Origin of the sequence: Pseudalkalibacillus hwajinpoensis (assembly GCF_015234585.1) — a bacterium.
Taxonomy (GTDB): domain Bacteria; phylum Bacillota; class Bacilli; order Bacillales; family Guptibacillaceae; genus Guptibacillus; species Guptibacillus hwajinpoensis_B.
On record NZ_JADFCM010000003.1, the window covers coordinates 1 to 16,711 of the forward strand.

Here is a 16,711-nt window from a genome sequence, read left to right on the forward strand (position 1 = left end):
AGGGGTATATCCATACTACTTCAAATACTGAGGAGGAAGGTATCATGTATACGAAAATTGTAGTAGCTTATGATCGTTCTGAGGATAGTGAAAAGGCGCTCCACCAGGCAGTTAAATTAGCAGAACTAAGCAAAGCTTCTATTCATTTAGTACATGTTGCGAAAGAATCACATAAACTTTCAGCTCAACCAGCGACGAGAATTCCATATGGCACTGGAAGTATTGGTAATGAAGGACATGCTGGTGTCCCCACACCGATACCTGAAGAGCAAAGTGGCGTAACGGTCGAACGAAGTGATGGAGAAGCAATGCTTCGAGAAGTGAAAGAAACGCTGCATCATATGGGTGTGAATGTTCATTCTGATGTAAGAAGTGGCGATCCGGCGAAGGAAATCGTGGATCTAGCCGTTATGTCAGAAGCAGATTTAATCGTTATCGGGAGTCGAGGGTTGAGTGGGATTAAAAAATGGATGCTTGGAAGCGTAAGTGAGAAGGTTGCTCAACAATCGCCATGTCCTGTCCTAATTGTAAAATAGAAAGCCTGGGAAACCAGGCTTTTTTCTTTGGTCAAAAAGTTAATTATCATTAACTTGAAGTTAGGTTTACTTAACATTTTGTTTGGTATAGAATACATATAAAGGAAATGTGAGAGAGGGGTTCAGGTGACATTACAAAATCGAATTAGAGAACTAAGAGCTCGTTTTCAGTTAACACAGCAGCAGCTTGCTTCCAAAGTAGGGGTAACGAGACAAACGATTGCCGCTGTTGAAAAGGGAGAGTATGTTCCGTCATTATTACTAGCTATGAATATTTGTAGAGAATTTAACATGTCGGTGGAGGAAGTATTTCAACTGCAGGGGGAATCGGAGTGAAATTATCTTTCGTTTATTTAATGAATTTGGTTATAATTGGTCTGTTTGGTTGGGCAATGGTTACTTATTTCGATGCAGCTTCGCAATTTCAAACTATAATAAGTGGAAACGGAAATGAAGTTACGATTAACCTACTCCCTATTCTTATGACTCTTTTGATCACGGGTATTATTGGCTTTATATTCACTCGTAGTAAGAGAAGAAAGAATAAGGGTTGGAAAGAAGCGCTTTTGCTTCCTTCTGAACTGTGTGAAGATGATGAACGTGAAAAAGCCTTAACCGCCCATGCGTGTCGCAATGCTTATATTGCGATGATGTTTGTCACGCCTTTTCTAATTGCTGCAATGACTTTTCAACCGGTTATATCTCATCATTTCTCAGCCTATCCGATTCTAATATTGCTTCTACTGCCGTTCGTTCAGGTAAGTGTTTTTTATTTTTCTCTTCGGAGGAAGTTAAAGTAACGTTTACCAGCAGAGCTTTAGCGTTAATTCACTGCAATTATCTTGATTTCCTGCTGTGAGATCTACGCGAATGGCGTCTGGCGTATAAGCTATGTGAAAGGGAGAAGTCACGCCAGCACGTTGAATCAGCATATGAACATGGGAATGATCATTTTTCTGAGCGGCGTCTTTTAATTCATGAGCAAATTGAGCGTCGTTTTCCACTTTATTAAGCAGTTTCTCCCCATCTTTCATTAGCTTCGAACACGTCTCGGCTGATTGTTGGAAACGAGTAACTTCAATTGGAGGGAAAGGGCGATAATAAGAGGGATAACAAGGTGTATACGGATTGGGCCATGCGTTGTATCGGTAATGTTTAATCGACATCATAGGCCTCCTGAATATGTGATGCTATTACCCTATGGGTTTATAAAAAAGGTGTGCATCTTTCTTTAATTTGTGAAATTTGATTCCAACAGGTTACAATAATTCAGAAGACGTTTGGAGAAGGAGCATGGTGTTTTGAAGAAATACGTTATTTTTACGATCAGTCTTATTAGTTTCTATTTCATTTTGAATTTAATCATTGGTTCAATTGTTAATGCTATATTTCAACCAGATTGGCTGATGGCCTGGGCTAAGGGACAACAGGTGACAGGCACCGTTACGTTTGGCCTTCTATATAATCCTATTGATCTTATAAGTTTGATTTTGTCGCTAGTGATCAGTGTTATCATTACATCTAAAGTCAAACCATCTTAAATCGTGCTGAGGCACGATTTTTTATTTTTATGATGTTTGAAGGCGTTGTTCATAAAAGAATAGAATGATTAACTTGTGAAAAAGAAAAAAGGTAGGATGAAAATGAGTTAGTAAGGAGATTTTTTGATGAAGATAATGCAAATAAAAAAGGGTTTTCCTTATGATCTTCTACTTGATGCTGATCCATCTCTCGATCATATTGAACGTTATTTAAAAGTTGGGAGCTGTTATGTTGCGGTTGAAGAGCAAGAAGTTATGGGAGTCTATGTTCTAGTAGAAAAAGAAGAGGAAATAATGGAGATCATGAATATAGCAGTAAGGGAGGATAGAAGGGGAAAGGGAATAGGAAAAAAGCTTATTCACGATGCTATCCAAAGATCAGAGGCGCTTGGAGCCACCAAGATTGAGATTGGCACGGGTAATTCAAGTCTGGATCAATTAGCTCTCTTTCAAAAATGTCACTTTCGAATAACGGATATTATTGAAGGTTTTTTTGATAGCTATCCTGAGACGATTATAGAAAACGGTATTCCTTGTCGGGATATGATTCGGTTAAGCTATAGCAAAATATAAATTGGTCTGTTCCATTTTCCAATGTGAGGAAATGGAACTTTTTTGTAAAATTAGTAGTTATTGAAGAAGAGGAAGTGCATTCAGGGGGGCCGGGCAGGGAAGGTGAATTTTACATCTGTGTGAGGACGCTGAAGTGAAAGTGCTTCACTCAATTAAGCCAATATTCAAGAATTAATAGTAAATACACAGCTTTTTATTTTACAAAACAGAGTTGTATGATACGAGAATACAACTAATTACCTTATCAAAAATGCAGTTCTAGTTGAATGGTACAATGGTTAATAGAAAAGAAAAAGGAGTGGCTAGCGTGAAACCCGGTGAGCTTACTAAGAAGTGCAGTATGTTAGAAACAATTATTGATAACGCTTACGAATGGCTTGTCGTTGTAAACAAAGAAGGTATGATTGATTTCATGAACAAAACGTATTGTGAATTTCTAGAAGTAGATAGCTCAGAAGTTATTGGGATGCACGTAACGGATGTCATTGAGAACACACGGATGCATATCGTTGCTAGAAGCGGAAAGGTAGAAATTGCAGATTTGCAGTACATACGCGGAAACTACATGATTGCCAATCGCGTCCCTATTTATCACAACAAGGAATTAATCGGAGCTGTAGGCACAGTTATCTTTCGTGACACTGAACAATGGAAGCAAATGAATACGCATATTAAAGAGCTTTTATCTGAATTGGAATATTATCGAAGCGGATCTGCAAGGGAAAATGGTGCGAACTATTCCTTATATGACATCGTTGGTAGATCAGAATCTATTCAGAGTTTAAAAGAGAAGGTGAAGCAAGTAGCAAGCGGAAATGTTTCGGTTCTTATTCGTGGTGAAAGTGGCACAGGTAAAGAACTTTTTGCACATAGCATTCATCAACTGAGTGAGCGTAGCAATAGACCTTTTATTAAAGTGAATTGTGGTGCCATACCTGATCAACTACTTGAATCGGAACTTTTTGGATACGAGGAAGGGGCTTTTACAGGAGCGAAAAAAGGAGGGAAGCCAGGAAAATTTGAGCTGGCTAATACAGGTACAATTTTTCTTGATGAAATAGGAGACATGCCCCCTAACATGCAGGTGAAATTATTACGTGTCCTACAAGATAGAGAAGTAGAACGAGTTGGCGGAGTCTCATCGAAAAAAGTTGATGTAAGAGTGATTGCGGCTACAAACCGACCTTTAGAAGCGATGGTAGAGGAACGTCGCTTTCGTGAAGACTTATTCTATCGAATCAATGTAATGCAATTACAAATTCCCCCATTAAGAGAAAGAATTCAGGATGTAAAGCCTCTTGCAGAATCTTTTGTAAAGAAAATTTCCATGAAAGCAGGAAAGCGCGTCATAGGAATTAACGAGCAAGCCTTTCAATTATTAAGGAAGCACAACTGGCCTGGTAACGCTCGTGAGCTTGAGAATGCGCTAGAAGCTGCTGTTCATTTAACACGTAGTGAAACAATAGAAGTCACATCACTCCCCGATTACTTAAAAGATAAAGATGGGATCATAGCGGGAAACAGAAAGTTAAGAGAGATTTTAGAAGAAGCTGAATCAGAAGCGATTCGTAAAACGCTTGCTCAATGTGAGAATGATAAATTTGCAGCATCCGAAATACTTGGTATAGGGAAAACGAGCTTATATGACAAAATTAAAAAGTATAATCTTTAATGAAAATTCCAGAAAACCGGAATCTATTCCGGTTTTCTGGAATTTCTTTTTATTATATCTCTAGAAACGTGTTTTAAGAGATTGACGATTGAATATTGATTATTTTTTCCGGAAAAACGGAATGAAAAGAAAAAGAATAACCAATCAAACGTTGAATGCGCTTACAATATTGTGAACTAACCTGTTATGGCATGATTCTTGCACTACAAAGATTGAGAAGAAAAAAGGAGTTGGAATGATGAAGAAACAGTATAGGGATGGTTATGATGCAGTAAGCGAAATTGTTGATGGATCAACGCTAATGGTCGGTGGATTTGGTCTAGTCGGTATTCCAGAACAAATGATACTAGGACTAGTGGAGTCAGGAGTCAAGAATCTTACAGTGATTTCAAATAACTGTGGTGTAGATGATTGGGGACTTGGTCTGCTACTTAAAAACCATCAAATTAAGAAGATGATTGGTTCGTATGTTGGAGAAAACAAGGAATTTGAACGACAGGTACTGTCGGGTGAGCTTGAAGTAGAGTTAATTCCGCAGGGAACACTTGCTGAAAGAATTCGTGCTGGTGGTGCTGGGATTCCAGCTTTTTATACCCCTGCAGGCGTTGGAACTAAGGTAGCTGAAGGAAAGGAAACGCGAATGTTTGATGGGAAAGAATATGTTTTAGAGCATGCGTTATACGCTGACTATAGTCTAATTAGAGCCTGCTATGGGGATGATTCAGGCAATCTTATTTATAACAAAACGGCTCGCAATTTTAATCCAATGATTGCAACTGCTGGAAAAGTTACGATGGCTGAAGTGGAGCAAATCGTAGCTACAGGTGATTTAAATGCAGATCAAATTCATACGCCTGGAATTTATGTTCAGGGACTTCTTAAAGCCAAGCAGGAAAAACGAATCGAACGAAAGACTGTTCGAAATGGATCGGGGAGATAAGGATGAAGGGTACAAAAAGTAATGTACGGGAACGAATAGCGAGAAGAGCGGAACAAGAAATTATGAGCGGGTATTATGTGAACCTTGGCATTGGGATGCCGACGCTAGTTGCCAATTACATATCAGAGGATAAAGTGATTGTCCTCCAATCTGAAAATGGTTTGCTTGGTATCGGAGAATATCCACAAGAGAATGAGTTGGATCCGGACCTCATTAATGCTGGAAAAGAGACCGTAACAGCAATTGAAGGAGCTTCTTATTTTGATAGTGCGGAATCATTCGGAATGATTCGAGGCGGCCACATTGATCTTGCGATACTCGGTGGAATGGAAGTATCTGAAGGCGGAGATCTTGCAAATTGGATGATCCCTGGAAAGATGATTAAAGGAATGGGTGGTGCGATGGATCTCGTTCATGGAGCAAAGAAAATCACGGTGATCATGGATCATGTTAACAAAGATGGGGCACCTAAAATTGTGAAGGAATGTTCGCTCCCACTTACTGGGAAAGGTGTAGTCAATCGAATTATTACCGATCGAGCGGTGTTAGACATTACCGATGAAGGATTAGTCGTGCAAGAAATTGCTTCAGGATACACGTTAGAAGAGATCAGGAATTCTACAGAACCTGAAATCAATGTGTCACCAACACTTCAGTATGATGCTTACTAAAAAGGGGGAACAACCATGTTAAGTATGATTGGATTAATTGGTGGGTTACTATTGCTTATTTATCTCACAATGAAAGGGATGAATTTGCTCGTCGCAGGTCCACTTTGCGCTATTGTAGTAGCTGTTCTAAGTGGACTGCCTCTTTTCCCACAACTCGTTGAAGAAGGTGCTCCGAACTTCGTTGGTAACTATATGGGAGGATTCTCAGGATTTGTTGCATCGTGGTTTCCTATGTTTTTACTTGGAGCGATCTTTGGGAAGGTCATGGAAGACAGCGGTGCGGCAGATAGCGTCTCCAAATGGGTTGTAGCAAAACTTGGATTAAAACAGGCGGTGCTTGCTATTGTTCTAGCCTGTGCGATCTTAACGTACGGAGGTGTCAGTCTTTTCGTTGTCGCATTCTCTGTCTATCCAATGGCTGTAAGTTTATTTAAACAAGCGGATTTACCACGTCGTTTTATACCAGCTACGCTTGCGTTTGGCTCGGTTACCTTTACAATGACATCTGCAGGATCGCCAGAAATTCAAAACTGGATTCCGATCGAATATTTAAATACGAGTCCTTATGCCGGTTGGGAAGTAAGTTTAGTAGTGGCGTTGTTCATGGGGCTGTTTGGCTACTGGTGGTTGAAACGGATGATTTCAAAAGCTGTGGCAAAGGGAGAACGGTTTGAAGCGCGTAAGGAGGATCCTGAAGTGGAAAATCGTCCGCTTCCAAATCCATTACTCGGCCTTGTACCACTTGTCATCGTATTAATTATCTCATTCATTTTCCATGATAACTTAAAGCAATCAGCGCTCATTATTGCTTTACTTGGAGGAATTGTAGCTACATATTTGTTGAATCGCAAATACTTTGAGAACTTTGGACGTGCGGTTTCTGATGGAACGCTTGGATCATTGATTGCAATCGGAAATACAGCAGCGGTAGTGGGTTTTGGTGGTGTAGCAAAAGTTGTTCCGGCATTTGAAACAGCCGTGGATTTCATGACTGGTATTCCAGGAAGTCCTCTTATTGGGGGAGCCATTGCAGTCAGTGTGATCGCTGGGTTAACAGGATCAGCTTCTGGTGGTCAGGTTATCGCCTTGCCTCTTCTTGCACCTCACTATATTGATGCTGGTGTGAATCCAGAAGCGCTCCACCGTACGGTTGCGATCTCTTCTGGAGCACTTGATTCACTTCCTCATAATGGATACGTCGTAACAACGATTCGGGCTATTTGTGGTGAATCCCACCAGGATGCCTACGGAGCTGTAGGGGCACTAACAGTCATCGTACCTCTTATTGGACTTGCCCTAGCAATTCTATTATTCAGTTTAGGATTTGGAATTTAGCTCGACGAAGGAGAGGATTTTTTGTTAGTGGATAAGAAAGTAGTCGTTATTACAGGGGCAGCGAGCGGAATTGGGAAAGAGTTGGCACGAGTGTTTGCTGAAAATGGGGCAAAGGTTATTCTTAGTGATTTGGATGAGGATAAAGTAAAAAAGGCGGCAGCTGAATTAAAAGAAAGCGGTATGAATACGATTGGAATCCGCTGTGATGTAACGAAAGAAATGGAAGTTGAGTCGTTATTTAATCAAACGATTAACACCTTTGATCGATTGGATGTACTGATTAACAATGCAGGACTTCAACACGTTTCAGCCATTGAAGCTTTTCAAACGGAGAAGTTTGAGCTGTTAACGAAAGTAATGCTTGTTGCACCGTTTATTGCAACTAAGCTCGCCTTTCCAATCATGAAAAAACAAAAGTATGGACGAATTATTAACATGTCTTCTATTAATGGACTTGTGGGCTTCTCTGGAAAAGCCGCTTATAATAGTGCAAAGCATGGAGTGATTGGACTTACGAAGGTAGCAGCACTTGAAGGAGCGGAAGATGGCATCACGGTTAATGCGGTTTGCCCAGGATATGTTGATACCCCGCTAGTAAGAGGTCAGCTTGAAGATTTAGCTAAAAGTAGAGCCGTGGCTTTAGAGAGAGTACTTGAAGAAGTGATCTATCCGCTCGTTCCACAAAAGCGTCTGTTAACAGTGCAGGAAATTGCAGATTACACGATGTTTCTAGCAAGCGACAAGGCAAAAGGAATTACAGGTCAGGCAGTGGTCATTGATGGAGGATACACGGCACAATAATGGATTCAATCAGTGAAAGAGAGTTAAATCTTTTCTCTCTAAAAAAACTTGTAAACGCTTTCCTTTTATTTGTAAAATAGAGAAGAATGGAGGGGAGAACATGAAAGATGTTTTTATTTTGGAGGGTGCCAGAACGCCATTTGGAACGTTTGGAGGTTCACTTAAAGATATTAGTCCAACTGACTTAGGAATTACGGCAAGCAAGGAAGCGCTAGTAAAAAGCGGGATAGAGGCTAGTGAAATTGATCTTTCTGTAATTGGGAATGTGATTCATTCAACATCAAATGCTTCTTATCTCGCACGTCATATTGCTCTTGGAACAGGAATACCGATCGAGAGCCCTGCACTAACAGTGAATCGTTTATGCGGTTCTGGAATGCAGGCCGTCATATCAGCTGCTCAATCTATTATGATGGTAGACGGTCAAACGGCCCTTGCCGGCGGAGCGGAGAATATGAGTTTATCGCCTTATACGTTAAGAGGAAATCGTTTTGGAGCTAAAATGGGTGCTCCTAAAATGGATGATATGCTGTTGGCTACGTTAACAGATGAGTATACTGGAACTGGAATGGGGATAACGGGAGAGAATCTTGCAGTAAAGTATGGGATTTCTAGAGAAGATCAAGATGAGTATGCAACCCAAAGCCAGCAAAAGGCAGCCGAAGCAAGAGAGAAAGGTATTTTTGCGGAGGAAATCGCCCCTGTTGAGATAAAAGGGAAGAAGGGGATTGAAAGCTTTGCGATTGATGAGCATATTCGAAAAGGTACTACAGAAGATAAGCTAGCTAGTTTAAAGCCAGCTTTCAAAAAAGATGGAACTGTCACTGGTGGAAATGCAAGTGGAATTAATGATGGAGCAGCTTCGGTCGTATTAGCAGGAACAGATTACGTTACGTCAAAAAATCTCAAGCCTCTTGCTCGAATCGTTTCTTGGGGAATAGCGGGAGTAGAACCTTCAATCATGGGGATTGGTCCTGTTCCTGCCATTCGACAGGCACTAGATAAAGCAGGTATGACATTGCAAGATATGGACTTGATTGAAGTAAATGAAGCTTTCGCAGCTCAGTATCTGGCTGTTGAAAAGGAGCTAGAGCTTGATCGCTCACGAGTGAATGTAAACGGGGGTGCCATCGCGTTAGGACACCCAGTAGGAGCAAGTGGGACACGTGTTCTTTATACTCTCATAAAAGAATTAAAGCGCAGAAATGGGAAATATGGTGTTGCCTCCCTGTGTATTGGTGGAGGACAAGGTATTGCCGTAGTGATTGAAATCGATTGATTTGTCAGAAAAGATTGCTAATTCATGCGATGTTGCGTATACTAAAAGAACTAACTAACGGAAAGGGGTTGTGCATTATGGTAAATAACAAAAAGAATTCATTGTTAATTGCATATTGTGCACAGTCCAATTGGTAGGGTAGGAGCCTTTTCTTACTTCTGATTAATAAGATCAAAAACCATGGGCTGTGCGACTGTGTCTATGGTTTTTTATACTTTATCAGCTAATCACTTACGCTGATAGTATGATAAGAGCCGACATCATTGTACGGCTTTTTGTCATATTTACACTTATTAATCAGGAGGCTTTCAATTGAAACGAATAAAATTAGGATGGAATTCATACTTTGAAGAAAATTATCAAGCTATGGCAGAAGATGGACTTATACCAGCTCGAGTTAAAATGGAACATCGTGGAGGTTACAGCGTTTCAACAGGAGAAAGTTCTTATGCAGCAGAACTCTCAGGTAAGTTCCGATTTGAAGTAACACAGCGTGATGCTTTGCCAGCGGTTGGTGACTGGGTACTGATTACTCCAAAATCAGAGAATAAAGCGATCATTCATCAATTGCTCCCAAGAAAAAGTAAGTTCTCTCGAAAAATTGCTGGCACGACGACAGAAGAGCAAATTATCGTAGCCAATGTCGATACGGTTTTTCTTGTAAACGCATTAAATCAGGATTTTAATCCAAGTCGAATTGAGCGATACCTTTTGATGGCATGGGAAAGCGGGGCAAACCCCGTTATTGTTCTAAGCAAAGCAGATCTTTGCGATAACGTCATGGAGAAAGTGAATGCATTAACTGGGGTCGCAGGTGGAGTACCAATTCATGTGGTTAGTTCAGCGACTGAGATAGGGATTGATGAATTAACTCCTTATTTAATTGAGGGAACGACAACCGCTCTTCTTGGTTCGTCAGGAGCTGGAAAGTCCACGCTTATAAATAAGTTATACGGACAAGATATTCAAGTTGTTCAAGACATTCGTGAAGAAGACGGTAAGGGTAAACATACGACGACAAGTCGAGAACTGATTACTCTTCATACTGGAGGTGTACTGATTGATACGCCAGGTATGAGAGAACTTCAATTGTGGGAAACGAATAACCTGTCTCAGAGTTTTCCTGATATAGAAAGCCTTGCGGAACAATGTTATTTCAGGGATTGCAAGCACGAAGGTGAACCAAAATGTGCTGTAAGAAATGCTATTTCTGATGGAATGCTAGAAGAAAGAAGGTTTGAGAATTATAGAAAGTTCAATCGAGAGCTTGCTTTTCTTGAACGACAAACGAATAAGAAGGCCCAGCTTGAGGAGAGGAAAAAGTGGAAAAAAATCGCTGGAGATCGAACTAGAAAGCATCGCTAGGCTCTTTAATTTAGGAAGGAGTAGATGAGATGACAGATGAGCGTTCAATTTTAAATGAATATGCTTCATTAACGAACTGGTTAGAAACGACGGCGATGGAGATGAGTGAGAAAGTGTTTTTTAAGCCTATTAAATCAGGTAAATGGTCTCCAGCTGAAATTCTCTCTCACATCATGAAATGGGACGATTATCTATTAGAAGAGCGAATTCCACACATGAAGAGTGAAGCGATTTTGCCAAAACTTGAAAATGTAGAAGCAGTGAACAACCGTGCAGCCAAATTTGCTAGATCTGGGATTACCCAAAAGGAATTAATTAAGGAAACGATAAAATCAAGGGAACGAGTAGTCAAGCGACTTCTAGAGTGGCGCCCAATCGAGTGGAAAAACACGTTTTATATTGATAAGTATCCTCTCTGTCTAACAAGTTATATTAAAGGCTTAATTGAACACGACGAGCATCACAAACTTCAAATAGAAGTTTTTATGAATGAACAGGGAATACCCCACTCTCTTTTCTTAACATAGTTGTGAAAGGTATCGGATAATAAAAAGAGGCACGGGAGAGTCTAAAAGGTGGAGGTGAGAAAAATGGCAAAACATAAAGCAAACCCCACTACAAATGGACTTGCTTCATCTCAGCCAGAAGGACAAGGAACTGGTATTGAAGTTGGAACAGCCCGTGATTCTCAAAGAAAAAAGAAAAAGAAGTAACCAAAAACGCTGTCTCGCACGAGATAGCGTTTTTTTTGTGATTATTTGTCTTTATCTATCCAACGAAGTATTGTTGCCCGGGATGATCGGTGTTTGAATGGAAATCATTATCGCCAACTATTAGTAAATTGCTGCGAATTGTCTCACATGTAATGTATTTAAGACACTGATTAGGCGACTTGTCCCTTCTAAGAGCTGCTCTTTTGTTACATAAGAAAGCGGTAGTCTAATTCTTACAGCATGCTCTTGCTTATGTGGCACAAGCAGGACGTTTGATTCTAGTAGCGTATCAAATAATTCCTGGCGATTAAGTGATGGCTTGAAATCAAACCAAATAGAGGTAGGGTCTTCTATTTGAAGTATCGTTATGTGATCTTTAAGGGTATTAAGCTTATGCAGGACTTTCTGCTTTCTTACATACAGTTGTTCTTGGATCGTATCAATATGATCATGAAGTTCATCAGAATTTAAAATGTTATCAACGATTTCGAGCAATACAGGAGGAGGAGTCATGCAAAGTTGCATTTGTACCTCTTGTATTCGGTTTACCACATGCTCAGGCCCAAGAACCCATCCTAAACTTAGGCCTGGGGCTATGCCAGTGAAGTGGCCAATCTGAACAACTAATTCACGATTCGATCCTAGTTCAAAAAATGAAGGGAGATCGTTTCCTACAGAATTAGTAAGTAATGATGTTTCGACAATTTCGAGAATAGGAATGCCTACTTTCTCACATTGAGAAAGTAGTTTTTTTCTTTGTTGTAAAATGGCTGAATGACTTAAGGAATGATCGTAAATGTTGTTTGAATTAGCAATTACAAGTTTGATGCTTTCTTTTTGAAACATGGTTTGTGTTAATGGCTTGTCTGTTGAATACTTAATAACTCGGATGCCTGAGACAATTAGGATATTTAAGTGTGGGTAATTCACAGGTTCTTCCATAGCTATCGCATCCCCGGGGTTTAGAAAACATTTAACTGATAAGAGCATCGCTTGTTCAAGGCTTGATGTTAGGACCATATGTTCACTTAGAGATGATTGTTTCATAAACCGACAGATCGAGTGAGTGACGCGCTCTTTTGTTGGTGGAGCATTATCAAGCTTAGTTGTAAAAGGTGTTAATTCATGAGCAGATTTTGCCAGGCATAAATCTTCCGCTATTGATCCTGATATTAGATTTATTAGTGAAGGGTCTTTTAAATAATCGTAATGTTTTCCATACAAAGAAGAGTCTTCAGCTAAATGCTGATTTCGTAGTTTGTTCCATGTCATTGAATGATCAGGAATTAAATCTGCAGCCTCAGAACTTACGCGTGTGCCACTCCCCTGTCTGGATGTTATATAGCCATTTGCACGTAATTCGGCGTATGCTGTCGTAACGGTGCTCCGATTCACACCTAGTTGGACAGCCAGGTCACGCTCAGCTGGAAGGGCATTACCTGTTTGAAGAGATCCATTTATAATCGAATTCTCATAGTAATCAACGATTTGTTTGTACAACGGTTTGCTGCTCTCTGGATTGAGTATAAATCTCGCCATTGTCCACCACCTCACTCCTATTATAGAGAATTTTAGATAAAATTGTATAAAATTTTCAAAAAAATTAACGATTAAATATTCTCTATAAACACAGGTTTTAACCCATTTGACGGATATTTTTGTAGGAAAAGACAAATTGGATGGTATACTTTTGGCTAAATTGGATGGTTACAGAAAGTTTTTTGAAATTTAAAATAAATTTAATCATTCAGTTAATTGTTAATATTCAAACGAATAGTCGGCATTGGTTTACATAGGTTGAGTGATATGACCTCCCTGTTATAGATCTCACAACGTTTTCCGTCGAATGTATTCGTTTGAATAATTAACTGTGAAGAGTCTATATTGTGCTAGATCTTCAACTGAATGGTACAAACAAATAGGGGGTAACACAATGAAGAAAAAGTTTTCGCTTCTGCTTTCGGTCATCTTGTTGTTAAGCCTTTTCCTTGCAGCGTGTTCTGGTAACTCAAACACGTCTAGTAACTCGAACAGTGAGGGAGAAGCAACCAGCGGAGATAGCGATAGCTCTGAGGGATCAGCTGAACAGGTGCTAAATTTAACGGATACACAGGATATACCGACTATGGATTCAACACAGGCTACAGATACAGTAGCATTTAACGCAATGAACCAGGTATTTGAAGGACTGTATCGTCTAGATAAAGACAATAAGCCAGTTCTAGGTATGGCAGCTGAAGAGCCACAAGTTGAAGAAAAAGACGGAGAAACTGTATATACTTTCAAGATTCGTGATGATGCGAATTGGTCTGACGGTACTCCAGTTAAAGCAGATGATTTCGTATATGCATGGCACAAAATTATTCACCCAGATACTATGGGCGGATATGCATCAATGATGGGTGCTGCAGGAATTAAGAATGGTAACGAAATTATCACTGAAGGCGATCCTTTATACGGTAAGGTAGAAGAGCTTGGTGTTAAAGCAGTAGATGAGAAAACACTTGAAGTAGTAGTGACTCAAGAGGTTCCTTACTTCTTCGACCTTTTAACATTTGCATCTTTCTATCCACAGCCAAAAGACTTTGCTGAAGAGCAAGGCGAAAACTATTCTCTTGAATCTGATACAATGCTTTACAACGGTCCATTTACACTAGCTGAATGGAATCATGGCGACGGTTGGAAGCTTGCTAAAAATGATGGGTACTGGGATGCAGATACAGTACAACTTAAAGAAGCGAATTACAAAATCGTAAAAGATGAAGCAACTCGAGTTAACCTTTATGAAACTGGAAAAATTGATCGTGCTGGTCTTAGTGCAGATTTCGTTGATCAGTTCAAAGATCGCGAAGATTTCACAACAATTCTTGATACAACTATTTACTTCCTTCGAATGAACCAGAAGAATGAAGCACTTGCGAACAATGACATTCGTAAAGCGCTATACCTTTCTTATGATCGCGACGGTCTAGTAAATGTATTGCTTAACAATGGTTCAGTAGCAGCTCGCTATCTTGTACCAAAAGAATTCCTATTCTTTAACGATGAAGATTTCCGTGCACCAGCTCCAGACGGCTATCTTGCAGATCAAACAGCAGACGATGCTGCTGAGTACTGGAAGAAGGGTCTAGAAGCTCTTGGTACAGATAAAGTTGAACTTGAATTCCTTACAACTGATAGTGACCTTGCATCCAAAATTGCAGAGTATGCGAAAGATCAGTTTGAGTCTAAGCTAGACGGTCTTACAATTACAATTAACAAACAGCCTTGGAAGCAGTTCCTTGATCTTGAAGATGCAGGAGACTTTGATATCTCAACTGGTGGTTGGGGACCAGACTATCCAGATCCAATGACTTACATTTACATGTTTGAAACAGACGGCGCTTATAACCGCATGGATTACTCTAACGAAGAGTATGACAAGCTAGTTTCAGATGCAAAAACTGAAACGGACGAGCAGAAGCGCTGGGAAATGATGCAAGAAGCTGAGCGTATTCTAATCGAAGAAGATACAGCGATCTTACCAACTTATCAAGGTGGTTCCGCTATTATCATGAAAGACTACGTGAAAAACTACCACATCCACAAGTTTGGTGCCGATTCTTCTCTTAAATGGGTAACAATCGAGAAGTAATCTTAAAAAGCGCGAGCCGAGAGGCTCGCGCTTTTTATTTGGTGTGAAAAGGAAAAGTTTGATCATGGCTCTTTAATAAATGACAGTCATCTTGTCTCATGTGTCGTCTGGTTATTGATAAACAAATACGGCAATCTTCGATGATGTGTATGTTGTTCGAAGACGTAAGCAAGTTTAATAAGCTGTGGTTCACTAAATGCTTTACCAGTCAGAGTGATGCCAAAAGGTTTGTTATTAGAAGTGAAACCAGCTGGTACGGTTATAGAAGGGTAACCTGCTTTTGCGGGAAGTGTTGAACCGTAAGAGCCTGCGAATAGTAATAAATCTAGCTCTTCTCTTTCCATAAGTTGATCAATACCTTCATCCTTTGCGTATTTCAAATCTTGGAGTCGACTTTTGAGATAGGATGGATCAGATAATGTTCCTTGCGTTTGGTTTGATTCGATAAGAAGCGATTGACCAAATGGCAGAGAAGTCGACTGATTTTGGTTATAGTAATCAATAATTGTTGATAGATTTAGTGGAGCAGAAGAGGTTGTTTCCTTAGCAAGGTAGCTGTTCACCCCTGATTTGAATTCGTGGAGAAGGACCTGGTAGTCACTCTCTAACTCTTCCTGATATGGACTTATTTCTTTCACTTCTACAATAGAGCAACCTATCGTTTTAAGATCTTCCATGGCTTTAGCCAATTGTTCTTGTTCTTCCTGATGCATCGCATCATAATAGCCTTTTTGAACGACACCTATTCTTAAATTCTCAAGTAATGTAGGGAAGAGATATGGCGTATAATCATGGTACTCAGGTACAAAATGCGTCGCTTGATCTTGTAAATCCTTTCCCGATAACACACGGAGAAGGATAACAGCATCAGTGACATTGCGTGTCATTGGACCAGCGGTATCCTGTGAATAAGAAATAGGAATAATTCCAGTCCGGCTAATAGATCCCACGGTTGGTTTTAGACCAACACCAGCATTGGAGCTTGATGGGCTAAGAATAGAGCCATTTGTTTCTGTTCCTACAGCAGCCGTAGCGAAATGACAGGCAACAGCTACAGCAGAACCAGAGCTCGATCCTCCGACGTCAAGTGTTCCAGGCCCATAGGGGTTAAAGACTTGACCGCCTCTTGAACTAAATCCATTAGGCATTGTTTCACTCATGAAATTAGCCCATTCGGTCATATTGGTTTTCCCGAGAATCACAGCACCAGCCTGGCGAAGATTTTTTACTAGAAAAGCGTCATTTTTGCCATAAGAAGAAGCTAATGCCATAGAACCTGCACTTGTATGCATGTGGTCATCGGTGTTGATGTTATCTTTGAGCAGGATTGGGATTCCGTGTAATGAACTTCTAGGTCCATTTTGTATGCGTTCACGATCAAGAGATTCTGCAATAAAAAGGGCGTCAGGATTGATTTCTAGTATAGCGTTTACTCGTGGATTATAATTTGCGATTTGTTCAAGATAGAACTGTACGAGCTGCAGAGAAGTAAGCTTGTCTTCTAACATTGCTTGCTGAAGATCAAGGATCGTTGATTTTTCTAACCATTCTAATGACAGCATATAGTATCCCCCATAAAAAACCTTTTTGTAACTATTTCAACAAAAATTGGTAAAATCCTTTTGCAATAGTCAGTTCTTAAGCATTCGTT

The 16,711-nt window shown here is 40.1% G+C and carries 18 protein-coding genes; 15 read left to right on the forward strand and 3 right to left on the reverse strand.

Annotated features, from left to right (window positions below; genetic code table 11):
• Positions 1–44 precede the first annotated feature (44 nt).
• The 3 genes from IQ283_RS09320 (at position 45) to IQ283_RS09330 (ending at position 1,336) form a co-directional block, all read left to right on the forward strand.
• Positions 45–536: a universal stress protein gene (locus tag IQ283_RS09320; protein ID WP_194219925.1), complete on the forward strand. Its 492-nt coding sequence runs from the start codon at positions 45–47 to the stop codon at positions 534–536.
• Between the two features lie 126 nt (positions 537–662).
• Complete coding sequence (locus tag IQ283_RS09325) at positions 663–872, forward strand: helix-turn-helix transcriptional regulator (RefSeq protein WP_194219926.1); 210 nt, start codon at positions 663–665, stop codon at positions 870–872.
• Positions 869–1,336 (forward strand): hypothetical protein, encoded by a 468-nt coding sequence (locus IQ283_RS09330; RefSeq protein WP_194219927.1) that lies wholly within the window; start codon positions 869–871, stop codon positions 1,334–1,336. Before IQ283_RS09325 ends, IQ283_RS09330 begins: the two co-directional genes overlap by 4 nt.
• A gap of 3 nt (positions 1,337–1,339) precedes the next feature.
• On the opposite strand, the gene IQ283_RS09335 is transcribed toward IQ283_RS09330, so the two are convergent.
• A complete protein-coding gene (locus IQ283_RS09335; protein ID WP_194219928.1) occupies positions 1,340–1,702 on the reverse strand; it encodes a hypothetical protein in 363 nt (120 codons plus the stop codon).
• Between the two features lie 135 nt (positions 1,703–1,837).
• Between IQ283_RS09335 and IQ283_RS09340 the strand changes: the two genes are divergently transcribed.
• From IQ283_RS09340 to IQ283_RS09390, 11 genes are all read left to right on the forward strand, one after another.
• Positions 1,838–2,077 (forward strand): hypothetical protein, encoded by a 240-nt coding sequence (locus tag IQ283_RS09340; protein WP_194219929.1) that lies wholly within the window; start codon positions 1,838–1,840, stop codon positions 2,075–2,077.
• 126 nt (positions 2,078–2,203) lie between these two features.
• On the forward strand, positions 2,204–2,650 hold the full coding sequence (locus IQ283_RS09345; protein ID WP_194219930.1) for a GNAT family N-acetyltransferase: 447 nt from the start codon (positions 2,204–2,206) through the stop codon (positions 2,648–2,650).
• A 307-nt stretch (positions 2,651–2,957) separates the two neighbouring features.
• Positions 2,958–4,322, forward strand: a complete 1,365-nt coding sequence (locus tag IQ283_RS09350) for a sigma-54 interaction domain-containing protein (RefSeq protein ID WP_408962589.1) — start codon at positions 2,958–2,960, stop codon at positions 4,320–4,322.
• A gap of 238 nt (positions 4,323–4,560) precedes the next feature.
• Complete coding sequence (locus IQ283_RS09355; protein ID WP_194219931.1) at positions 4,561–5,262, forward strand: CoA transferase subunit A; 702 nt, start codon at positions 4,561–4,563, stop codon at positions 5,260–5,262.
• Positions 5,263–5,264: 2 nt separating this feature from the next.
• The gene (locus IQ283_RS09360) at positions 5,265–5,933 is read left to right on the forward strand and encodes a CoA transferase subunit B (protein ID WP_194219932.1); all 669 of its coding nucleotides are present in this window, start codon (positions 5,265–5,267) and stop codon (positions 5,931–5,933) included.
• Between the two features lie 15 nt (positions 5,934–5,948).
• A complete protein-coding gene (locus IQ283_RS09365; protein WP_194219933.1) occupies positions 5,949–7,268 on the forward strand; it encodes a GntP family permease in 1,320 nt (439 codons plus the stop codon).
• Positions 7,269–7,289: 21 nt separating this feature from the next.
• On the forward strand, positions 7,290–8,069 hold the full coding sequence (locus IQ283_RS09370) for a 3-hydroxybutyrate dehydrogenase (protein ID WP_242057312.1): 780 nt from the start codon (positions 7,290–7,292) through the stop codon (positions 8,067–8,069).
• Between the two features lie 100 nt (positions 8,070–8,169).
• On the forward strand, positions 8,170–9,348 hold the full coding sequence (locus tag IQ283_RS09375) for a thiolase family protein (RefSeq protein WP_194219934.1): 1,179 nt from the start codon (positions 8,170–8,172) through the stop codon (positions 9,346–9,348).
• Positions 9,349–9,714: 366 nt separating this feature from the next.
• Positions 9,715–10,713, forward strand: a complete 999-nt coding sequence (gene rsgA / locus IQ283_RS09380; protein WP_194219973.1) for a ribosome small subunit-dependent GTPase A — start codon at positions 9,715–9,717, stop codon at positions 10,711–10,713.
• Between the two features lie 29 nt (positions 10,714–10,742).
• Positions 10,743–11,240 carry a DinB family protein gene (locus IQ283_RS09385; protein WP_194219935.1) on the forward strand — a complete coding sequence of 166 codons (498 nt, stop codon included), beginning with the start codon at positions 10,743–10,745 and terminating at the stop codon, positions 11,238–11,240.
• Between the two features lie 63 nt (positions 11,241–11,303).
• Entirely contained in the window at positions 11,304–11,426 is a 123-nt protein-coding gene (locus tag IQ283_RS09390; protein WP_194219936.1) for a YuzL family protein, read from the forward strand.
• A gap of 120 nt (positions 11,427–11,546) precedes the next feature.
• Here the strand turns inward: IQ283_RS09390 and IQ283_RS09395 are convergent, their stop codons facing one another.
• Positions 11,547–12,965 (reverse strand): PLP-dependent aminotransferase family protein, encoded by a 1,419-nt coding sequence (locus tag IQ283_RS09395; protein WP_194219937.1) that lies wholly within the window; start codon positions 12,963–12,965, stop codon positions 11,547–11,549.
• 394 nt (positions 12,966–13,359) lie between these two features.
• On the opposite strand from IQ283_RS09395, the gene IQ283_RS09400 reads away from it, so the two are divergent.
• Entirely contained in the window at positions 13,360–15,060 is a 1,701-nt protein-coding gene (locus IQ283_RS09400; RefSeq protein ID WP_194219938.1) for a peptide ABC transporter substrate-binding protein, read from the forward strand.
• An 86-nt stretch (positions 15,061–15,146) separates the two neighbouring features.
• Here the strand turns inward: IQ283_RS09400 and IQ283_RS09405 are convergent, their stop codons facing one another.
• Entirely contained in the window at positions 15,147–16,622 is a 1,476-nt protein-coding gene (locus tag IQ283_RS09405; RefSeq protein WP_194219939.1) for an amidase family protein, read from the reverse strand.
• Positions 16,623–16,711: the final 89 nt, after the last annotated feature.

Excerpts from the sequence above, each read along its gene's own strand:
- IQ283_RS09320 (WP_194219925.1), top strand. The coding sequence starts at position 45 with ATGTATACGAAAATTGTAGTAGCTTATGATCGTTCTGAGGATAGTGAA.
- IQ283_RS09335 (WP_194219928.1), bottom strand. The coding sequence starts at position 1,702 with ATGTCGATTAAACATTACCGATACAACGCATGGCCCAATCCGTATACA.
- IQ283_RS09345 (WP_194219930.1), top strand. The coding sequence starts at position 2,204 with ATGAAGATAATGCAAATAAAAAAGGGTTTTCCTTATGATCTTCTACTT.
- IQ283_RS09355 (WP_194219931.1), top strand. The coding sequence starts at position 4,561 with ATGAAGAAACAGTATAGGGATGGTTATGATGCAGTAAGCGAAATTGTT.
- IQ283_RS09360 (WP_194219932.1), top strand. The coding sequence starts at position 5,265 with ATGAAGGGTACAAAAAGTAATGTACGGGAACGAATAGCGAGAAGAGCG.
- IQ283_RS09365 (WP_194219933.1), top strand. The coding sequence starts at position 5,949 with ATGTTAAGTATGATTGGATTAATTGGTGGGTTACTATTGCTTATTTAT.
- IQ283_RS09375 (WP_194219934.1), top strand. The coding sequence starts at position 8,170 with ATGAAAGATGTTTTTATTTTGGAGGGTGCCAGAACGCCATTTGGAACG.
- rsgA (WP_194219973.1), top strand. The coding sequence starts at position 9,715 with ATGGCAGAAGATGGACTTATACCAGCTCGAGTTAAAATGGAACATCGT.
- IQ283_RS09385 (WP_194219935.1), top strand. The coding sequence starts at position 10,743 with ATGACAGATGAGCGTTCAATTTTAAATGAATATGCTTCATTAACGAAC.
- IQ283_RS09390 (WP_194219936.1), top strand. The coding sequence starts at position 11,304 with ATGGCAAAACATAAAGCAAACCCCACTACAAATGGACTTGCTTCATCT.
- IQ283_RS09395 (WP_194219937.1), bottom strand. The coding sequence starts at position 12,965 with ATGGCGAGATTTATACTCAATCCAGAGAGCAGCAAACCGTTGTACAAA.
- IQ283_RS09400 (WP_194219938.1), top strand. The coding sequence starts at position 13,360 with ATGAAGAAAAAGTTTTCGCTTCTGCTTTCGGTCATCTTGTTGTTAAGC.
- IQ283_RS09405 (WP_194219939.1), bottom strand. The coding sequence starts at position 16,622 with ATGCTGTCATTAGAATGGTTAGAAAAATCAACGATCCTTGATCTTCAG.